Annotated in this window: 18 protein-coding genes; 2 read left to right on the forward strand and 16 right to left on the reverse strand. The window is 64.1% G+C overall.

What is annotated here, in order from left to right:
• Together V9L17_RS18770 and pgl are read left to right on the forward strand one after the other, a co-directional pair.
• Nucleotides 1-141, forward strand: a 141-nt coding sequence (locus V9L17_RS18770) for an OpcA/G6PD domain-containing protein (protein WP_337352527.1), incomplete at its 5' end; no start/stop codon positions are given.
• Entirely contained in the window at nt 131-949 is an 819-nt protein-coding gene (gene pgl, locus V9L17_RS18775) for a 6-phosphogluconolactonase (RefSeq protein ID WP_337352483.1), read from the forward strand. The genes V9L17_RS18770 and pgl, both read left to right, overlap by 11 nt.
• Here pgl and V9L17_RS18780 read toward each other — a convergent pair.
• The 16 genes from V9L17_RS18780 to V9L17_RS18855 form a co-directional block, all read right to left on the reverse strand.
• Complete coding sequence (locus V9L17_RS18780; RefSeq protein WP_337352484.1) at nt 902-1,297, reverse strand: RNA polymerase-binding protein RbpA; 396 nt, start codon at nt 1,295-1,297, stop codon at nt 902-904. The two genes, pgl and V9L17_RS18780, sit on opposite strands and share 48 nt — an antisense overlap.
• 114 nt (nt 1,298-1,411) lie before the next feature.
• A complete protein-coding gene (gene secG, locus V9L17_RS18785; RefSeq protein ID WP_337352485.1) occupies nt 1,412-1,669 on the reverse strand; it encodes a preprotein translocase subunit SecG in 258 nt (85 codons plus the stop codon).
• Nucleotides 1,670-1,720: 51 nt separating this feature from the next.
• On the reverse strand, nt 1,721-2,536 hold the full coding sequence (gene tpiA / locus V9L17_RS18790; RefSeq protein WP_337347307.1) for a triose-phosphate isomerase: 816 nt from the start codon (nt 2,534-2,536) through the stop codon (nt 1,721-1,723).
• Nucleotides 2,537-2,637: 101 nt separating this feature from the next.
• A complete protein-coding gene (locus V9L17_RS18795; protein WP_337347306.1) occupies nt 2,638-3,864 on the reverse strand; it encodes a phosphoglycerate kinase in 1,227 nt (408 codons plus the stop codon).
• Between the two features lie 10 nt (nt 3,865-3,874).
• Nucleotides 3,875-4,885 (reverse strand): type I glyceraldehyde-3-phosphate dehydrogenase, encoded by a 1,011-nt coding sequence (gap, locus tag V9L17_RS18800; RefSeq protein ID WP_337347305.1) that lies wholly within the window; start codon nt 4,883-4,885, stop codon nt 3,875-3,877.
• Between the two features lie 262 nt (nt 4,886-5,147).
• Nucleotides 5,148-5,774 (reverse strand): superoxide dismutase, encoded by a 627-nt coding sequence (locus tag V9L17_RS18805; protein ID WP_337352486.1) that lies wholly within the window; start codon nt 5,772-5,774, stop codon nt 5,148-5,150.
• Between the two features lie 138 nt (nt 5,775-5,912).
• Entirely contained in the window at nt 5,913-6,893 is a 981-nt protein-coding gene (whiA, locus tag V9L17_RS18810; RefSeq protein WP_066284919.1) for a DNA-binding protein WhiA, read from the reverse strand.
• 9 nt (nt 6,894-6,902) lie between these two features.
• The gene (locus tag V9L17_RS18815; RefSeq protein ID WP_337347304.1) at nt 6,903-7,922 is read right to left on the reverse strand and encodes a gluconeogenesis factor YvcK family protein; all 1,020 of its coding nucleotides are present in this window, start codon (nt 7,920-7,922) and stop codon (nt 6,903-6,905) included.
• Nucleotides 7,922-8,845, reverse strand: coding sequence for an RNase adapter RapZ (rapZ, locus tag V9L17_RS18820; protein WP_337347303.1), 924 nt, complete (start codon nt 8,843-8,845; stop codon nt 7,922-7,924). Before rapZ ends, V9L17_RS18815 begins: the two co-directional genes overlap by 1 nt.
• Before the next feature lie 71 nt (nt 8,846-8,916).
• Complete coding sequence (gene uvrC / locus V9L17_RS18825) at nt 8,917-10,923, reverse strand: excinuclease ABC subunit UvrC (protein WP_337352487.1); 2,007 nt, start codon at nt 10,921-10,923, stop codon at nt 8,917-8,919.
• 55 nt (nt 10,924-10,978) lie between these two features.
• Nucleotides 10,979-11,647 (reverse strand): lysophospholipid acyltransferase family protein, encoded by a 669-nt coding sequence (locus V9L17_RS18830; RefSeq protein ID WP_337347301.1) that lies wholly within the window; start codon nt 11,645-11,647, stop codon nt 10,979-10,981.
• The gene (locus V9L17_RS18835) at nt 11,634-12,350 is read right to left on the reverse strand and encodes an HAD hydrolase-like protein (protein WP_337352488.1); all 717 of its coding nucleotides are present in this window, start codon (nt 12,348-12,350) and stop codon (nt 11,634-11,636) included. Before V9L17_RS18835 ends, V9L17_RS18830 begins: the two co-directional genes overlap by 14 nt.
• Before the next feature lie 90 nt (nt 12,351-12,440).
• Nucleotides 12,441-15,368 (reverse strand): excinuclease ABC subunit UvrA, encoded by a 2,928-nt coding sequence (gene uvrA, locus V9L17_RS18840; protein WP_337347299.1) that lies wholly within the window; start codon nt 15,366-15,368, stop codon nt 12,441-12,443.
• Between the two features lie 45 nt (nt 15,369-15,413).
• Nucleotides 15,414-15,794 (reverse strand): GntR family transcriptional regulator, encoded by a 381-nt coding sequence (locus V9L17_RS18845; protein ID WP_337352489.1) that lies wholly within the window; start codon nt 15,792-15,794, stop codon nt 15,414-15,416.
• Nucleotides 15,791-17,686: an ABC transporter ATP-binding protein gene (locus tag V9L17_RS18850; RefSeq protein WP_337352490.1), complete on the reverse strand. Its 1,896-nt coding sequence runs from the start codon at nt 17,684-17,686 to the stop codon at nt 15,791-15,793. Before V9L17_RS18850 ends, V9L17_RS18845 begins: the two co-directional genes overlap by 4 nt.
• Nucleotides 17,683-19,431, reverse strand: coding sequence for an ABC transporter ATP-binding protein (locus tag V9L17_RS18855; protein ID WP_443198050.1), 1,749 nt, complete (start codon nt 19,429-19,431; stop codon nt 17,683-17,685). Before V9L17_RS18855 ends, V9L17_RS18850 begins: the two co-directional genes overlap by 4 nt.
• Nucleotides 19,432-19,634 lie beyond the last annotated feature (203 nt).

A 19,634-nucleotide genomic window follows, 5' to 3' on the forward strand; every position in this document is an offset into this window, starting at 1 on the left:
ATCTCCCTGCCACGCCGCAGCCTCCGCGACTGCCTCGCCGAAGAACTCCGCCGCCTCGACCCCGACGAGGTCTTCGGAGAAGTGATTACTATTGGACTGCCACGTACAAATCTAAGGAGCGTCCGACCCAGTGAGCGTTGACCCAAGAGTAAGCATTCATCCTGATTCGTCCGTCCTGATGGCTGCCATCGCAGCCCGCCTGATCACCAAACTCGTGGATGTACAGGACAAACATGGTGAAGCCACCGTGGTCCTGACCGGCGGCACGGTGGGCATCGGTACCTTGAAGGCTGTTGCTGACTCCCCGGCTGCGCCCGCGGTCGACTGGTCGAGGGTGAACTTCTGGTGGGGTGACGAGCGGTTTGTTGCCGCCGACGACGCCGACCGGAACACCAAGCAGGCGTTCGACGCACTGTTGTCCCACATCCCGGTGGATCCCGCCAGGATCAACCAGCCGGCGTCGTCCGACGACTTTGACACTCCCGAGGAGGCTGCAGAGGATTACGCGCGCAGGCTCCGGGAAGCAGCCCAGGCCGAGCACGCTGCAGACATGTCGGATGACCGTCCGGATGAGCCGGGCATTGTTCCGCGGCTGGATGTTGTTCTGCTGGGCGTTGGGCCCGACGCGCATGTGGCTTCCCTGTTTCCGGAGCAGGGCGGTATCCGGGAGAAGTCGCTGACTGTCGTCGGCGTGCGCAACTCCCCCAAGCCGCCGCCGATGCGTATCTCACTGACGCTGCCTGCCATTAACACGGCGGCCGAAGTCTGGATGGTGGTCGCGGGTGAGGACAAGGCCGGTGCGGTGGGCCTGGCCTTGGCCGGTGCAAACCCGGTACAGGTCCCTGCAGCCGGCCCGCGGGGCACCGCCCGGACTCTATGGCTTATCGACGAGAACGCAGCCTCACGTGTCCCGCAGCAGCTCGTCCGCAAGGACGCCGCGGGCGCGTAGCCTTTCGAGCGCTCCGGCCAGGACGTCTTCCGCGTCCTGGTCGGAGCGTCTTTCTTTAACGTATTCGAGGTGGCTCTTGAAACCCTCCTCGGGGGTGTCCAGGCCTGCGGCTTCGCTGCCGTCCCTGGACGCCGGGGCGCCACACCTTCGGCAGTCCCACATCACCGGTATCTGGTCCTCCGGAAGTTTGATAAACACGGGGGTGGTCTCGTGTCCCTTGGCGCACCAGTAGGACACGCGGATACGAGGGAGACTTTCACCGTGAAGGTCTTCGGACTGGTGCCTGGGGCCGGCTCCCTCCGTGACACCCACACGGGTGCCGCGGAAGCCTGAAGCAGTATGTACCATTCGGGACTCCTGACCGCTTAAACGAAACTGTGGCTGTTGGGAGCCAACAGCCACAGTTTAGTTCGCAGTTTCCCCTGGCGGCAGTGCCGGAAGGGGATCAGTTGCTTCCGGACCTCAGGAGTCGCCGGAGCCGCTGAACCTCATGATGAGGCCGAGGGCGATGATGACAATGCCCCACGTGACGCCCAGGATGACCGTGAACCTGTTCAGGTTCCGTTCCGCAACCCCGGAGGAACTCAGTCCGGAGCTCATGCCGCCACCGAACATGTCCGACAGGCCACCGCCCCGTCCTTTGTGCAGGAGGATGAGCAGCGTCAGCAGGAGGCTGGTGATGCCCAGGAGAATCTGCAGAATGACATGAAGAACGTCCACGACGGCCTTTCGGAAGATTGGGAATTACGGGAGCTTACGCTGCGTACTGGACTAATCCGTCAGCAGGTGACTCTCGAACCTGACAATATTAGCAAACTCAGCGGGGTCGAGGCTCGCGCCGCCCACCAACACGCCGTCGACGTCACGTTCCTTGAGGATCGCGGCAACGTTGCTGGCCTTGACCGAGCCGCCATAGAGGAGGCGAATCTTGGCAGCGACGTCGTCACCGAAAATCGTGGCCAGTTCGGCACGGATGGCGGCGCACATTTCCTGTGCATCTTCCGGGCCTGCCACTTCTCCGGTGCCGATGGCCCAGACGGGCTCATAGGCCACTACAAGCTCGCTGGCCTGTTCCGGTGTGAGGCCTGCGACGTCGGCGCGGAGCTGGGTCAGCGTGTGCTCGACGTGGGTACCGGCCTGGCGGATTTCGAGGCCTTCGCCGACGCAAAGCACGGGGACGATGCCGTGCTTGTACGCCGCCTTGACCTTGGCGTTGAGGACCTCGTCCGACTCCAGGTGGATGGTGCGGCGTTCACTGTGGCCCACAAGCACGTACTTGCAGCCGAGCTTGCCCAGGAACTGGCCGGAGATGTCCCCGGTGTAGGCTCCGGAATCGAACTGGGACAGGTCCTGTGCGCCGTAGGCAACGTCCAGTTCATCGCCCTGGACGAGCGTCTGCACGCCGCGAAGGTCCGTGAACGGCGGGAAGACAGCAACCTCAACCCGGTTGTAGTCGTGCTTGGCGTCCGACAGGGTCCAGGCCAGTTTCTGCAGGAGGGTGATGCCCTGGACATGGTCCATGTTCATCTTCCAGTTGCCTGCGATGAAAGGCGTACGGTCAAAAGAGCCATTCGTTGACGTAGTCACGTATTCTCCAAAAGTTCTGAGGATGTATTCGGCCGGCAGGGAACCCGCGGGCTCCCTGCCGGCCGGAGGACTTGGCAGTCCAAGTTGGCAGGCGTGATGACTTAGCGGTCCAGGACAGTCAGTCCGGGAAGGTCCTTGCCTTCAAGGTATTCCAGGCTGGCGCCGCCGCCGGTGGAAATGTGTCCGAACTGGTCATCGGAGAAACCGAGCGTCCGGACGGCGGCAGCGGAGTCCCCGCCGCCCACCACGGTGAACGCGTCAGCTTCGGTCAGGGCCTGTGCCACTGCCCGGGTGCCGCCGGAGAAGGCCTCGAATTCGAAGACACCCATGGGGCCGTTCCAGAACACCGTCTTGGCGCCCTTGATCCGGTCCGCAAAAGCTGCGGCGGAGTCGGGTCCGATGTCCAAGCCAATTCCCTGGGCACCAAAGCTGCTGCCCTCGATGCCGTCCGCCGGGACGGTCTCGTGATCGGCGTCTGCAGAGAACTTGCTGGCCACCACGATGTCAGTGGGAACAACAAACTCGGTGCCGGCGTCCGCTGCCCGCTTCAGGTAGTCCTGGACAACGGGGATCTGGTCCTCCTCCAGGAGGCTTCCGGCCACTTTGTGGCCTTCTGCGGCGAGGAAGGTAAACAGCATGCCGCCGCCCACCAGGATGGTGTCAGCCTTGCCAATGAGGTTGTCAATGACGGCGAGTTTGTCGGAGACCTTGGAACCGCCGAGCACCACCACGTAGGGACGCTGTGTGTCAGCCGTGAGCTTGCGCAGCACCTCCACTTCGGTGTGCACGAGGTCACCCTGGAACGATGGAAGCCGGGTGGCGACGTCATACACGCTGGCGTGCTTGCGGTGCACAGCGCCGAAAGCATCATCAACAAAGGCGCCGTTGTCCCCGGTGAGGGAGACCAGTTCATCCGCAAAGGCGGCCCGTTCGGCGTCGTCCTTGGAGGTTTCGCGGGCGTCAAAGCGGACGTTCTCCAGGACAAGGGCCTCACCGTCCTGCAGTGCAGCGGCTTGTTCCTTCGCGGAGCTGCCGACGGTGTCGTCTGCGAGGGAGACCTTGAACCCTGCGAGTTCAGCCAGCCGGGACGCGGCAGGCTTGAGGGAGTACTTCTCCTCCGGAGCGCCCTTGGGCCGTCCGAGGTGGGCTGTTACCAGCACGCGGGCACCGGCGTCCGTGAGCTTCGTCAGGACTGGAAGGGAGGCCTTGATCCGGCCGTCGTCAGTCACTGTAGAGCCGTCGAGCGGCACATTCAGGTCACTTCTGACAAGAATGTACCGCCCGCGGACACCTTCAGCGATCAGTTCGTTGAGGGTGTGAAATGTCATGTGTCTAACCCTAGCCCAGCTTGGATGCGACGAGCTCCGTCAGGTCCACGAGGCGGTTGGAGTAGCCCCATTCGTTGTCATACCAGGAAACAACCTTGACCTGGTTGCCGATGACCTTGGTCAGCCCTGAGTCGAAGATGGACGACGCGGGGTCACCTACGATGTCCGAGGAAACGATCGGAGCGTCCGTGTAGGTCAGGATGCCCTGGAACGCGTCGGAGTCGGCAGCCTTCTTCAGCGCAGCGTTGACTTCCTCGACGGTGGTCTCGCGGCCAACGGTGACGGTGAGGTCGGTTGCGGAGCCGGTGGGGACCGGGACGCGGATGGCGTAGCCATCCAGCTTGCCCTTGAGCTCCGGGAGGACCAGGCCGATTGCCTTGGCCGCACCGGTGGAGGTGGGGACCATGTTGATGGCGGCGGCACGGGCACGGCGGAGGTCGTTGTGCGGTCCGTCCTGCAGGTTCTGGTCGGCGGTGTAGGCGTGGACCGTGGTCATGAGGCCGCGCTCGATGCCGAACTCGTCGTTGATGACCTTGGCCAGCGGGCCGAGGCAGTTGGTGGTGCAGGACGCGTTGGAGATGATGTGGTGCGCAGCGGAGTCGTAGAGCTCGTGGTTGACGCCCATCACGATGGTGATGTCCTCATCGGATGCCGGAGCGGAGATCAGGACCTTCTTGGCGCCTGCGTCAATGTGCTTCTGGGCGGCAGCGGCCTTGGTGAAGAAGCCGGTGGACTCGATGACGATGTCGACACCGAGCTCGCCCCACGGGAGGTTGGCCGGGTCGCGCTCGGCGAGGACCTTGATGATGTTGCCGTTGACAACGATGTTTCCGTCCTTGACCTCCACGGTTTCGGTCAGGCGGCCGCCGACGGAGTCGTACTTGAGCAGGTGGGCCAGGGCCTCGGGGCTGGTGAGGTCGTTGACTGCAACGATCTCGAGGTCCGCACCCTGTGCGAGTGCTGCGCGGAAGTAGTTGCGGCCGATACGGCCAAAGCCGTTGATACCAATACGGGTCGTCACTTTTTCAGTCTCCTTGGTGCTTGCTTAAGCACAACTAGTTGAGCGGGCGTTCAAGCCAACTAACAGATCCCGCACGCCATTGGGCAGAGATGATTAACAGATTGGAGGGCGACCAGCCACGTTGCTGAAGGCTAACCGCCTTCCGTGATCCATCTTACGTTTAAGTAGGTCCGCCCCCGCAAGTGCGGGGGCGGACCTTCCACATTCCGGCCCTAAAGCGCCGAAATGTGAAGTTTGTTACAGGCACATGTTGCGCCAGTCACTACGGGAGGGTGATCAGGCCCGTGGCGTTGGTGCGTGCTGCGTCGAACCGCTTGGCGACGTCGGCCCAGTTCACGATGTTCCAGAAAGCCTTGACGTAGTCAGCCTTGACGTTGACGTAGTCCAGGTAGAAAGCGTGCTCCCACATGTCAAGCATCAACAGCGGGGTGGTGCCCAGTGCCACGTTGCCCTGCTGGTCGTAAAGCTGCTCGATGACCAGGTTTCCGCCGATGGGCTCGTAGGCCAGGAAACCCCAGCCGGAACCCTGCAGGCCGAGCGCCGCAGCGCTGAACTGGGCGCGGAACGCGTCAAAGGAGCCGAAGGCGTCGTCGATGGCCGCAGCCAGTTCGCCTTCGGGCTTGTCGCCACCGTCCGGAGACAGGTTGTTCCAGAACACCGAGTGGTTGACGTGGCCGCCCGTGTGGAACGCGAGGTCCTTGGAAAGGCGGTTGATGTTGGCGAAGTCGCCCTTATCGCGCGCCTCTGCCAGCTGGGCCAGCGCGTTGTTGGCACCTGCAACGTAGGCAGCGTGGTGCTTGCTGTGGTGCAGCTCCATGATGCGCGCAGAGATGTGCGGCTCAAGGGCGGCGTAGTCGTAGCTGAGTTCAGGCAATACGTACTCGGTCACAAGATCCTCCAATGTCGTGGACTGACTGTCCGGTTGGTAACTCTCTCGGATTGTGCATCCGGATGGCGGGCATCCGGAAGATTGCTGCGGCGGAGATGGCGGGCATTTCCGTCACATGGTCTTGATTCTAGGGGGCTGCTACTCGTCCAGCATTTCCGGCGTCACATTGGCGTCCGTCCCGGGGATGCCAAGGTCAAGGGCACGTTTGTCGGCCATGGCCAGCAGCCGGCGGATCCGCCCGGCGATGGCGTCCTTGGTCATCACCGGGTCCGCCAGGCGGCCAAGTTCATCCAGGCTGGCCTGCTTGTGGGCGACCCTGAGCTCGCCGGCATATTTGAGGTGGTCCGGAACGTCGTCCCCCAGGATCTCCAGCGCACGATCGACCCGTGCCCCGGCGGCCACGGCGGCCTGTGCGGAGCGCCTGAGGTTGGCGTCGTCGAAGTTGGCCAGCCGGTTGGCCGTGGCGCGGACTTCCTTGCGCATCCGGCGTTCTTCCCAAACCATGAGTGCGTCGTGGGCACCCATGCGGGTCAGGAGGGCAGCAATGGTGTCGCCGTCGCGGATGACCACGCGGTCCACTCCCCGGACTTCCCTGGCCTTGGCCTGGATACCCAGGCGGCGGGCGGCCCCCACGAGTGCCAATGCCGATTCCGGCCCGGGGCAGGTCACTTCCAGGGACGAGGAACGGCCAGGTTCGGTGAGGGATCCGTGGGAGAGGAAGGCGCCGCGCCACACGGCTTCGGCGTCCGCTGCCGATCCATTAACGACGGCGGAAGGCAGCCCCCGTACGGGCCGGCCACGGCCGTCTAGGAGCCCGGTCTGCCGGGCCAGCGCTTCGCCGTCGCGCACGACCCGGACAACGTAGCGGCTGCCCTTGCGGAGCCCGCCACCGGAGACGACGATGATTTCGCTCTGGTGTCCGTAGACTTCCGCGATGGCGGCCCTGAGTCGCCGTGCCGTGGACGCCAGGTCCACTTCAGCCTCGATCACGATCCGGCCGGAGATGATGTGCAGTCCGCCGGCGAACCGGAGCATCGCGGAGACCTCGGCTTTGCGGACCGATGATTTCTTGATGTCCAGACGGGACAGTTCTTCTTTGACCGATGCTGTCAGTGCCATGGCACCTTCCTAACTGTTCCCAAAAATGTCGTGGTACGCCGTTGCCAGACGCAAGGGGTCATGGACGGGTCGGCGGCCCGACGCCCCTACTTTACCCAAGACGACCTCGGCACCGATCATCCCGGCTGCCTTTTCGAACTCCTGCCTGTCAGGAACGGAGGCCGGATCGGCGAGCACGACGTCTACGCTGAAGTCCGGGGCGTATTTGCGCAGGGCGTGGAGGTGGTCGGCAGCGGTCATACCGGATGTCTCTTTGGTGTCCGTGGCCAGGTTCATGGTCAGGCACCGTTTGGCGGCTGTCCCGCACAGCGCCTGCCGCATTTCCGGCAGCAGCAGGTGCGGCAGCACGGAGGTGTACCAGGACCCTGGGCCGAGGATCACCCAGTCAGCGAGCTCGATGGCGGTCAGAGCCTCAACGCAGGCAGGTGCCGCCTCGGGGAGCAGCCTGACGTGTTCCAGCGAACCGGCCACGGCACAGCGCGCCTGGCCGACAATGGTCTGCAGTGCCGACGTGCCATCCGGGGACGCGAGGCGGATGTCGCCTTCAATCGTGAGCGGGACGGTGGACATCGGCAGTACCTGGCCGCGTGCCCCCAGCAGCGCGCCGGCCCATTTCAGTCCGGCGACGGCGTCGCCCAGCAGTTCCCAGAGTGTGACGATCAGCAGGTTGCCCATGGCGTGCTCGTCCAGTGAGCCGCCACGGCCCTCCCCCGGCCGGAAGCGGTGCTGCATCACGTCGCGCCAGGTTCGGCCCCAGTCGGTGTCGTCACATAGCGCGGACAGTGCCATGCGCAAATCCCCGGGTGGCAGCACGCCGTACTCTTCGCGCAGACGCCCGGACGAGCCGCCGTCGTCCGCCACTGTGACGATCGCGGTGAGCTCGGAGGTGAGCAGCCGCAAGGCGGAGAGGGAAGCGAACAGGCCGTGGCCACCCCCGAGTGCAACGACGGTGGGGCCTTTGTCCTTCTGGCTGGATCCCGTCCCGCCAGAAGGCGGAACCAGAGGCAGCGGGCCGGTAAGCATCCCCATTACTCGCGGCCCAGGTCCCGGTGGGTGGTTGTCACGGTGACCCTGGGATATTGGGCCAGTTTCTTGGAAAGTTCGACGGCGACGGCTACAGACCTGTGCTTGCCACCCGTGCAGCCGACGGCGATCGTGGCGTAGTGCTTGTTTTCGCGGCGGTAGCCGTCGAGGACAGGTTCCAATGCCAGCACATAGCGGTCCACAAAATTCTTAACCCCCTCGGCCTCCAGCACGTACTCGCTGACGTCCTTGTCCAGCCCCGTGTGGGGGCGCAGTTGGGGCACCCAATGCGGGTTCGGAATAAAGCGGACGTCGGCCACGTAGTTGGAATCGACCGGAAGGCCGTATTTGAAGCCGAAGCTCATGACGTTGAGCCGCAGTGCCACCGGGCCGGTCTCGCTGAAGAGTTCGGTGATGGCCGTGGCCAGGCCATGGACGTTGTAGGTGGATGTGTCCAGCACGACGTCGGCGCTGTCGCGCAGTTCCGTCAGCAGCTCACGTTCGGCTGCTATGCCGTCAAGGATCCGGCCGCCTTCCTGGAGGGGATGCGGCCGGCGGCCCTGTTCGAAGCGGCGGACCAGGACGTCGTCGTTCGCGTCCAGGAACAACACCCGGAACGTGACACCGCTGGCGGCCAGCGCGCCGAGGGCGGCGCGGATATCGGCGAATAGACCCTTGCTGCGGACGTCCATCACAACGGCCAGCCGGGGAATGGACTGGGGCGCGTGCGAGACCAGTTCCGCGAGGGTTCCCAGCATCTGCGGCGGAAGGTTCTCCACGACGTACCAGCCATGGTCCTCCAGCGCGTCCGAAGCCGTGCTGCGTCCTGCCCCGGACATCCCGGTGACCACCAGCAGTTCCGCTTCGAGGGGCTTGACCGGCGTCAGCCCGTCCTGCTCCGTCCCGGATCCCGCCGTCGAGTCTGCCATTGATTCCGCCCCGTTCCTGTCCTCATGTTGGCGGGGAACCGCAAAGGCGGAATCCCCGACCTTTACCCTAGCTAAGTTTCGAGGATTTCGCCGGTGGCCATGTTCACTGCCGGGACCAGGTCGGCAGTCTCGGCGTCGGAGCCGAAGTGGGCAACAATGGCAGCAGCCAGCGCCGGGCCGATGCCCTTTGCCTCCGAAAGCTCTTCCGCGGAGGCCGCCTTGACCCCCTTGACGGAGCCGAAATGGTCCAGCAATGCTTTGCGCTTGGACTCACCCAGCCCCGGCACGCCGTCCAGTGCGGAGACCGTCATGGCCTTGCCGCGCTTCTGGCGGTGGAAGGTGATGGCGAAGCGGTGGGCCTCATCGCGGATTCGCTGCAGCAGGTACAGCCCCGCCGATGTCCTGGGGAGGATTACCGGGAAGTCGCTGTCCGGCAGCCAGACTTCCTCAAGGCGTTTAGCCAGGCCCACGACGTAGACGTCGTCGATGCCGAGGTCGGCGAGGGCGCGGGCGGCCGCGTTGACCTGGGGCTTGCCGCCGTCGACCACCACCAGGTTGGGCGGATAGGCGAACTTTGCCTTCGGAGCAGAGGTAGTGGTGTCCAGTACCGCCGCGTCTCCGGCGGCATTGAGCGCAGCTTGGTGCCCGGAAAGGGCAGAAGCTTCCAGCTGTGCCGTTTTGTCCGTGAGGTAGTGCCTGAAACGCCTTGTCAGGACGTCGTGCATGGCGGCGGTGTCGTCGGCGGCTGCATCGCCGGTAACGGAAAACTTTCGGTAATCGGACTTTTTGGGCAGCCCGTCCTCAACCACCACCATGGAAGCCACCACATTGGTGCCTTGGACGTGCGAGACGTCATAGCATTCGATGCGCAGCAGCGCCACGGGCAAGTCCAGTGCTTCCTGAAGCTCCTGGAGCGCCTGGGAGCGGACCGTAAGGTCACCGGCACGCCGGGTTTTGTGCAGTTTGAGGGCATGCTCGGCGTTCTCGCGGACCGTGGACATCAAGGCAGCCTTGTCGCCGCGCTGCGGTACCCGGATGTCGACTTTGGCGCCCCGCAGCCCGCCGAGCCATTGCGTCAGCTCGGTGTGGTTGCTGGGGACAACAGGGACCAGCACTTCCCTCGGGAGCCGGCCGTGGCTGTCGCCGTCCTCGCCGTAGACCTGCTGCAGCAAGTGCTCCACGAGATCCGGAAGAGTTGAATCCTCGACCTTTTCGACCACCCAGCCCCGCTGACCGCGGACGCGGCCGCCCCGGACGTGGAAGACCTGCACGGCGGCCTCGAGTTCGTCCTCGTGAAGTGCGAAGACGTCGGCATCCGTGTCCTCCGCCAGGACCACTGCATTCCGCTCGAAGACTTTGCGCAGTGCGGCGATGTCATCACGCAGCCGTGCGGCGCGCTCATAGTCGAGCTCCGCCACGGCGGCAGCCATTTCCTTTTCGAGCCGGGAGATAAAGCGCTTGGCCTCGCCGCCCATAAACGCGCAAAAGTCCTCAGCCAGGGCCCGGTGGTCCTCCGGGGAGATGCGGCCCACGCAGGGCGCCGAGCATTTGTCGATGTAACCAAGCAGGCACGGCCGGCCACTTGCCTGGGCCCTCTTAAGGACACCGGCTGAGCAGCTGCGCACCGGGAACACGCGCAGGAGGGTGTCCATGGTTTCCCTGATGGCACCGGCGGTGTAAGGGCCGAAGTAACGGGTGCCTTTTCGCCTGTCACCCCGCATGACCTGGACCCTGGGCAGCTTTTCGCTCATGGTGAGGGCCAGGTACGGGTAGGTCTTGTCGTCCCGGAAGACCACGTTGAACCGGGGCTTGAACTCCTTGATCCAGGTGTACTCGAGCTGCAGGGACTCCAACTCGCTGCCCACTACGGTCCACTCCACGCTGGACGCCGCGTGCACCATGGCATAGGTCTTGGGCAGCAGGCCGGCCGGGTTCGCGAAGTAGGAATTCAGCCGTGACCGGAGGCTTTTGGCTTTGCCGACGTAGATGACCCTGCCGTGGGGGTCACGGAACCTGTAGACCCCCGGGTTGGTGGGAATTTCTCCCGTTTGGGGCCGGTAACTTGCTGGATTTGCCACCTATCCAGTCTACTGAGGCGGCGCGGCGGCTTGTGCCACCTGAAGCACGCGGCTCCTAATCCGTTGCTTTGCTCTGGTTGTAACTGGTGGAGCGTTCCTGCCCGCTGAGTTCGGCAATCGCATCCATGATGCGGTCAGTCACCTGGCGGCGGGCGGGAAGGGAGTGGTCGGGGCCGGTCTTGTCGAAATAGAGCGGCTCTCCCACCTTCATGGTGAAGTGATGCGGCTTGAAACCCTTTTCACCCGCCGGCTGCAGGTTCTCCGTGCCAATCAGGCCGACGGGGACTACGGGGGCTCCGGTTGCCAGCGCAAGCCAGCCCACGCCGGTGCGCCCGCGGTAGAGGATTCCGTCCCGGGACCGTGTGCCTTCCGGGTAGATGCCGATGCCCTTTCCGTCCTCCAGGATGTCCATAAGGGTTTTGAGCGCCTGGACGCTTGCTGCCTGCTCGCCGCGCTCCACGGGGATGGACCCCACGGACTCGAAGAAAGATTTCATGACCTTTCCCTTGACGCCACCCGTGGTGAAGTACTCGGCTTTGGCGAAGAAGGCCACAGGCCGCGGCATCAGTGCCTGGACGATGACGCTGTCAAAAAACGAGAGGTGGTTCGGCGCCACAATGAAGGGCCCCTCTTTGGGGACGTTTTCAAGGCCGACGACGGTGGGCCGGCAGGTACCCGCGACGAGCCCGCGAAAGGTCCAGCGGACCGCCTCAAACAGTGCCATCGTTGTGCACCTCACTCATAGCTGCGGTGTGGATGGCTTCCAGCCGTTCGATGGCCGCCACCAGGTCCGGGGCGGTGTCCACGACGGCGACTGCGCCTGCGTTCTCCAGCTCGCCGTTGGGAGCGAATCCCCAGCTCACGCCGATGCAGTCAAGGCCGTTGGCGATAGCACCTGCCACGTCCTGGGCCCGGTCACCCACCATGACGGCGTGCTGGGTGGTGAGGTCGCCCAGCGCCGCGGCAATAATCCCTGCCTTGCCCACCGGACCCGCGGCGGCCGCGGACTCGTCATCGGCTGAACCCCTGATGAAGCTGAACTTGCCGGCAATACCGTGGTGCTGAAGGACAATTCGGGCCAGGCCCTCAGGCTTCTGGGTGGCCACAGCCACCGGACGGCCTGCGGCTGCGAAGCTGTCCAGCACATTCAGGATTCCCGGGTAGAGCCGGCCCTGGGCAATGCCCTGCGCCAGGTAGTACTGCCGGTAGAGGCGGATGACGTCATCGAGCTTGTCCGCCGGAACCTGCGCCACGGTCAGGAGCGAGTCGCTCAGTTTGGGACCGATCATCGCGTCCAGGAGCTCCTGGCCGGGGACCGGGAGCCCCAGCTCCCGGAGGGCCGAAGCGATTCCGTCTGTTATCCCACCGGCCGGATCGACAAGAGTGCCGTCCAGGTCGAAGATCACGGGCACTGTTGTTTGAGTCACCGGCTTAGTTTCTCACGACACCTGTCCAGCCTGAAACTCGCATACCCGTCAGGGAATATTTCGGGAATGCTTCGGCCGGCGCCGACGCCGTTAGCCCAGAATTTCAGCGAGGAACGCTGCCGTGTGGCTCTCCGTCGATTTGGCTACCTGTTCCGGGGTTCCGGTGGCCACGATCTGGCCGCCGCCCGAGCCGCCGTTCGGGCCAAGGTCCACAATCCAGTCGGCGCTCTTGATGACGTCCAGGTTGTGCTCGATGGTGATGACGGTATTGCCCTTGTCTACGAGGCCCTGCAGAACCATCAGGAGCTTGCGGATGTCCTCGAAGTGCAGGCCCGTGGTGGGCTCGTCAAGGACGTAGACGCTGCGGCCGTTGGACCGCTTCTGCAGTTCCGCCGCCAGCTTGACCCGCTGGGCCTCGCCACCGGAGAGCGTTGTGGCAGGCTGTCCCAGGCGCACGTAGCCCAGGCCGACGTCCACCAGCGTGTTCAGGTGCCGTGCGATGGGCGAGAAGGCGGCAAAGAACTCCGCCCCTTCCTCGATGGGCATGTTCAGGACATCGGCGATGGTCTTGCCCTTGTAGTGGACTTCCAGGGTTTCCCGGTTATACCGGGCACCATGGCAGACCTCGCAGGGCACATAAACGTCCGGGAGGAAGTTCATTTCGATTTTGAGCGTGCCATCGCCCGAGCAGGCTTCGCAGCGTCCGCCCTTGACGTTGAAGGAGAACCGGCCCGGAAGGTAGCCGCGGACCTTCGCCTCGGTGGTCTCCGCGAACAGCTTGCGGATGTTGTCGAAGACGCCGGTGTAGGTGGCCGGGTTGGACCGCGGGGTGCGGCCGATGGGGCTCTGGTCCACATGCACCACCTTGTCAAGGTGCTCCAGGCCCTGGACCAGCTTGTGCCGGCCGGCCACCTGCTTGGCTCCGTTGAGCTTGTTGGCCAACACCTTGTAGAGGATTTCGTTGACGAGTGTGGACTTGCCTGAGCCGCTGACGCCGGTCACGGCCGTGAACAGGCCAAGCGGGAAGGCGGCATCAACGTTGACCAGGTTGTTTTCCCGGGCGCCCACAACCTTGAGCTCACGCTTTTTGTCATACTTGCGGCGCTTTTTAGGCACCTCGATCTGCTTTCGGCCGGACAGGTAGTCGCCCGTCAGGGATTCCGTGTTCTTGAGCAGGTCCTGGTAGGACCCGGAGTGCACCACCTGGCCGCCGTGCTCGCCGGCGCCGGGTCCGATGTCCACGATCCAGTCCGCCACGTGGATGGTGTCCTCATCATGCTCAACCACGATGAGGGTGTTGCCCATGTCCCGCAGCCGGGTGAGGGTGTCGATCAACCGGCGGTTGTCCCGCTGGTGCAGCCCGATGGATGGCTCGTCGAGGACGTAGAGCACGCCCACGAGCCCCGATCCAATCTGCGTGGCCAGCCGGATTCGCTGCGCTTCGCCGCCGGACAGAGTTGCGGACGGGCGCTCCAAGTTCAGGTATTCCAGCCCCACGTCCAGCAGGAAGGTCAACCGGGCCTGGATTTCCTTGAGCACCTGATGTGCGATTTGTGCTTCGCGGCCGGTCAGCACCAGGTTGTTCAGGAAGTCCGCGCAGTCGCGCATCGGCAGGGCGGCGACGTCGGCGATGGACTTGCCGTTGATGAGGACCGAGAGGGAGGCAGGGTTCAGCCGCGCCCCGTTGCAGGCGGGGCACGGAATCTGCCGCATGTATTCTTCGTAGCGGTCGCGGGCCCAATCAGAGTCCGTTTCACCATGCTTGCGGTGGACGTACTGGATGGCGCCTTCGAAGCCGGTGCTGTATTTCCGCTCCCGGCCAAACCGGTTTTTGTACTGGACCACCACTTTGTGGTCCTTGCCGTGCAGGACCGTCTGGCGGACGTCGTTGCCCAGCTTCTCCCACGGTGTCTTCATGGAGAAGCCCAGTTCCTTCGCCAGGCCTTCCAACAGCCGGTTCCAGTACTCAGTGGTAGCCGTGCCCAGGGACCATGGGGCGATGGCACCCTCGGAGAGGGAAAGCTCCGGGTTGGGGACAATCAGTTCCTCGTCCACTTCGAGCCGGGTGCCGATGCCGCTGCAGGCGGCGCAGGCGCCAAAGGGATTGTTGAAGGAGAAGGAACGGGGTTCGATCTCGTCAATGGCAAGCGGGTGCTCGTTGGGGCAGGCCAGGTTCTCGGAGAACGCGCGCAGCCGGCCGGGGTCATCGGCGTCCAGGTCCACGAATTCTGCCAGTACGCGTCCTTCGGCGAGGCCGAGGGCTGTCTCGATGGAATCTGTCAGGCGCTGGCTGATGCCTTCCTTGACCACCAGCCGGTCCACCACTACCTCGATGGTGTGCTTGAACTGCTTGCCCAGCTTCGGGGCGTCACTGAGCTGGACCAGTTCACCGTCCACACGCGCCCGCGAGTAACCCTTCGCTGTGAGTTCCTTGAACAGTTCCACGAATTCGCCCTTGCGTCCGCGAACAACCGGGGCGAGGACCTGGAAGCGAGTTCCCTCCTCGAGCTCCAGCAACTGGTCCACGATCTGCTGCGGCGTCTGCTTGGCTACGGGCTCGCCACACACCGGGCAGTGCGGCCGGCCCACCCTGGCCCACAGCAGGCGCATGTAGTCGTAGATTTCGGTGATGGTCCCCACAGTGGACCGCGGGTTCTTACTGGTCGATTTCTGGTCGATGGAGACTGCGGGCGAGAGTCCTTCGATGAAGTCGACGTCGGGTTTGTCCACTTGCCCCAGGAACTGCCGGGCGTAGGCTGACAGCGATTCGACGTAACGCCGTTGCCCCTCGGCGAAGATGGTGTCAAAGGCAAGGGAGGATTTCCCGGAGCCCGACAAGCCGGTGAAGACGATCATGGCATCGCGGGGAAGGTCCAGGTCCACGTTGCGCAGGTTGTGTTCGCGCGCACCCTTCACCACCAGGCGGGAGAGGTCCGGACGTACAGGCTTGACGATGGACTTTTCAATGGTGGCGGGCACGGACTCGACTGCTGTTTCTTCAGCTACGGCTTTAGGCACCCACTAATGCTAATCGAAAACTTCTTCGAATATCCATGCAGCGTGCTACTCGGCATCGTAAGCGGCCGCGAGGAGCTGTACGGCTTCTGCGAACGATGCCCCCTGTGCCCGGGCAGCGGACGCGTACGTAGCCGCCGCGGCGGAGAGTGTTTCCCAGCGTTCGTCCCGCGCGCAGACAACCGTACCGTTCCTCCCCCTGGTGGCAACCACTCCAGCCGCCTCGAGTTCCTTGTAGGCGCGGGCGACGGTATGAGGGGCGACGTCGAGCTGACTTGCGAGGCTCCGCACCGCCGGAAGCCTGGTGCCCGGCGGCAACGCTCCGCTGTCCGCCAGCTTGATCACTTGCAGTCGGAGCTGTTCGAAGAGCGCCACCGTGCTGCCCTGGTTCGGCTTCCATTCCCCGGGAAAGGGCGACGCCGCGGTCAAATGCCCGCCTCCAATGCACCGGCACCCATGGCGTCAGCCTCCAGCGGCCGACTCTCCAAGGGAGGGAGGCCTGCGGCCTCTTCCTTGGCGTCACCGTTCTTGCGTCCATTGGGGTGGCCAGCGAACTGGGCAGCGTAAAGCCGGGCGTAATAGCTGTTGGCGGCCAGCAGGCTGTGATGCGTGCCTTGCTCCGCGATGCGTCCGTGGTCCATGACCAGAATTAGATCAGCGTCCCGGACTGTGGACAAACGGTGCGCGATGACAAAACTGGTTTTCCCGCGCCGGAGCCTCTGCATGGCCTGCCGGATCAGCACTTCGGTCCGGGAATCCACGGAACTGGTGGCTTCGTCGAGGATCAGCACGCTCCTGCCCGCCAATTGGGCGCGGGCAATCGTAATCAGCTGGCGCTGGCCCTGGCTCAGCGGGTCCCCTCCGTTGTGAAGCATGGTGTCGTAGCCAGCGGGCAAGGCCCGGACGAAGTGGTCCACGTGCGTGGCCTCCGCGGCGGCAACGACCTGGTGCTCCGTGGCTCCGAGGCGCCCATAAGCGATGTTTTCCCGGATGGTGCCGGCGAAAAGCCAGGCATCCTGAAGGACCACGCCAAAGGCTGAGCGCAGAAGATCCCGGGGCATGGCCGCGATATCGGTTCCGCCTATGGTGATGCGCCCTGACCCTAATTCGTAGAACCGCATCAGGAGGTTGACCACTGTGGTCTTTCCGGCGCCGGTATGGCCTACGATCGCCACCGTCTGGCCTGGTTCTACCGCGAAGGACAGGCCGCGCACGGCGTGGACCCGCTCGCGATAGCCGAACGTAACGTTATCGAAGACGATGCGGCCGGCCGGTTCTGTTGTTGACTGTTTCGCCCGGCGTTCCGAAGGCAGCTCCACGGCGTCGAGGAGGTCGAAAACCCGCCCTGCGGATGCCATGCAGGACTGGATGACGCTCAGCAGGCCGCCGATCTGGCCCACGGGCTGCGTAAAGAGCCTGCTGAACTGGATGAAAGCCTGGATTCCGCCGATGGTCATTGCTCCGGCAGTGACCTGCAGCGCTCCCACGACGGCAACTGCGATGTAATTGAGGTTGGCCACCAGGATCATCAGCGGCTGGACCAGGCCCGACGAGTATTGGGCCTTGGTCGCAGCCCTGGCCAGGCGGTCGTTGCTGGCAGCAAACACAGCAGCTGCCTGTTCCTGGTAGCCAAAAGCCTTGATGACCTCATGCCCCGTGATGAATTCCTCGACGTGCGCGTTCAGTTCGCCTGTCTCGGTCCATTGCCGGGAGAAATGCGATTGGGACCGGCGCGCCACCAGCACGGTAATCACCGTGGAGAGCGGAACGGACAGCAGGGCTATGCAGGCGAGGAGCGGCGAGATCAAGAGCATCATTGCCAGTGCGCCGCACAGCATCAGGACCGACATGATCAATTGGGTGAGGGCCTGGCTAAGGGCCTGGGCGATGTTGTCGATGTCATTCGTGGCCCGGCTGAGGACGTCGCCCCGCGACTTTTCCTGGAAGTAGGTTGACGGCAACCGGTTCAGCTTGTCCTCCACCGCGGCCCGCAGGCGGTACATCACGCCCTGGACGGAGCTGGCCGTAAGTGAGCCCTGGATCCAGTTAAATAGCGAGGCGCCGACGTACATCAGTGAGACTGCCCCGAGCACGCTGCCCAGTGCACGCGAGTCTAGGGTGCCGGCCATCACTCCCTCCACCACGATGTCCGTGGCGTCGCCCAGGTACTTAGGGGCGGCAACATTCAGCCCGGCAAAAATGCAGGTCGCGGCAATGGCGCCGGCCATGGCCCACCGGAAGGGGTGCAGCAGTCCGAGCAGCCTGCGGGCAGTGGGCCAGAAACGCAGCCCCGCCTCCCCACCCGGCAGCGGCGCGGTCATGGCATGTCCCCCAACGCCAACTGGGACCCTGCGATCTCACGGTACGTTGGGGAAGTTTCCAGCAGCTCACCGTGCGTACCCCCGGCCACCAGGCGGCCGTCGTCGAGCACCAGTATTTGGCCCGCACCCGCGACAGTGGAAATCCGTTCGGCCACGATAATCACGACGGCGTGTCCCAGCGCCGTTTCAAGGCGGTCGCGCAACCGGGCTTCAGTATCAAAATCCAACGCTGAGAAGCTGTCATCAAAGAGATAGAGGGGCGCGCGGCGAAGCACCGCCCTGGCAACGCACAAACGCTGGCGCTGGCCGCCGGAGAGCGTTGTTCCCCCCTGGCCCACCGGAGCCTGGAGCTGCAGTGGAAGTTCCCGCACGAATTCCGCCGCCTGGGCAGTCTCCAGCGCGTCCCAGAGCTCGGCATCTGCCGCGTCCGGGGCCGCGACCCTCAGGTTGTCGGCGATGGTCCCGGTAAAAAGGTGGGACCGCTGCGGCGCCAAGGCGATGTTCTGGCGGAGGACATCCAGGGGCATGGACCGGATGTCCCGTCCCGCGAGGGTGATGTGGCCGGACGTGGCGTCAAGAAAACGAGGCAGCAGGTTGATCAGGGTAGATTTCCCGCTGCCCGTCGAACCCACAATTGCGGTGATGCTGCCCTTCCGGGCCGTGAAGGAGACCGCTTCCAGTACCGGGGCCTCGGCGCCGGGGTAGGAGAACGAGACGTCGCGGAAGGCGAGATCACCGCCGTCGAACGCTGGCCGGTCGGTGCCTGTGGGGACTTCCGGGCGACGGTCCGCGACCGAAGGGGAGGTGTCAAGAACGGCCCGCAGCCGCTCGGCACACACGGCAGCCCGGGGCCCGGTCATCAGGACATACATGGCCATCATGATGGCCAGCAAAATCTGCAGAATATACGCGATGAAAGCTGTCAGGGCGCCGAGCTTCATGTCACCGGCCTGGACCCGGTGTCCGCCAAACCAGATAACGGCGACCGAGGAAAGGTTCACGACGATCATGATCAGCGGCAGCATGCCTGCCACGAGCAGGGCAGACTGGAGGTTGTTCCGTGTCAGCCTGCCGTTCGCCTGCGCAAAGCGCTGGGTCTCGTGGTCCTGCCGGACGAAGGCCCTGATGATGTTCGCGCCGATGATCTGTTCCCGCAGCACTTCGCCGGTCCGGTCCAGGAGCTCCTGTCCATCACGGTACAGCGGAACCAAGCGGCGCACGATGACGTACATGATGGCCATCAGCACCGGCACCACCACAATGACGACCGAGGAAAGCGCCACATCCTGCTGCAGTGCCAGGACGATCCCGCCCGCGCCCATGACCGGTGCCGCTACCAGCATGGTGAAGACGAGCACGGCGAACGATTGGATCTGCAGGGTGTCGTTGGTGGTCCGGGTCACCAGGCTCTGAGCGCCGAAGGACGCGACTTCCTGGGATGAGAGCGATTGGATTTTCCCGAAAACCTCCTGGCGCAACTGCGCACCGAGCTGCATTGCCACTACGGCCCCAAGATACCCGGCCGCCAGGGCTGCCGCCGCCTGAACAACCGCAATGGCGGCCATGACTGCGCCGAGCCTGAGAATGACATTGGTGTCGCCAGGGACGATGCCGTCGTCGATGATGGCGGCATTGACGGTGGGCAGCAGCAGGTTGCCAAAGGTTTGGACCAACTGCAGGAAGACGATGGCTGCGACAGCGACCTTGTGGGCGGCGAGCAGCCGGATCATCAAGCCGATAAGCACTGCACCTCCACAAGTCGTCTGGAGGCCAATCGGGAACAGGATGCCCCTCCCCCAACAGCCGCTCCGTCATTGTAAGCCACATCACATTCGTTCTGTTGTCACGCGGCGTGACGCGTGCCGTAAGCAATCTACAGGGAATGGAATTCCAGGCCTAGGCGTTTTTCCGGGCTACCGCGAAGATTCTTCGGAACGGGAACGCTGTC

Source organism: Pseudarthrobacter sp. CCNWLW207, from assembly GCF_037203945.1.
GTDB lineage: Bacteria > Actinomycetota > Actinomycetes > Actinomycetales > Micrococcaceae > Arthrobacter.

Bases quoted from the DNA above. Each gene is read 5' to 3' on its own strand.
- V9L17_RS18815 (WP_337347304.1), bottom strand. From the start codon at position 7,922: ATGGGGATGCTTACCGGCCCGCTGCCTCTGGTTCCGCCTTCTGGCGGG.
- V9L17_RS18780 (WP_337352484.1), bottom strand. From the start codon at position 1,297: ATGGTACATACTGCTTCAGGCTTCCGCGGCACCCGTGTGGGTGTCACG.
- rapZ (WP_337347303.1), bottom strand. From the start codon at position 8,845: ATGGCAGACTCGACGGCGGGATCCGGGACGGAGCAGGACGGGCTGACG.
- V9L17_RS18830 (WP_337347301.1), bottom strand. From the start codon at position 11,647: ATGGCACTGTTTGAGGCGGTCCGCTGGACCTTTCGCGGGCTCGTCGCG.
- V9L17_RS18850 (WP_337352490.1), bottom strand. From the start codon at position 17,686: ATGACCGCGCCGCTGCCGGGTGGGGAGGCGGGGCTGCGTTTCTGGCCC.
- whiA (WP_066284919.1), bottom strand. From the start codon at position 6,893: ATGGCACTGACAGCATCGGTCAAAGAAGAACTGTCCCGTCTGGACATC.
- V9L17_RS18795 (WP_337347306.1), bottom strand. From the start codon at position 3,864: ATGACATTTCACACCCTCAACGAACTGATCGCTGAAGGTGTCCGCGGG.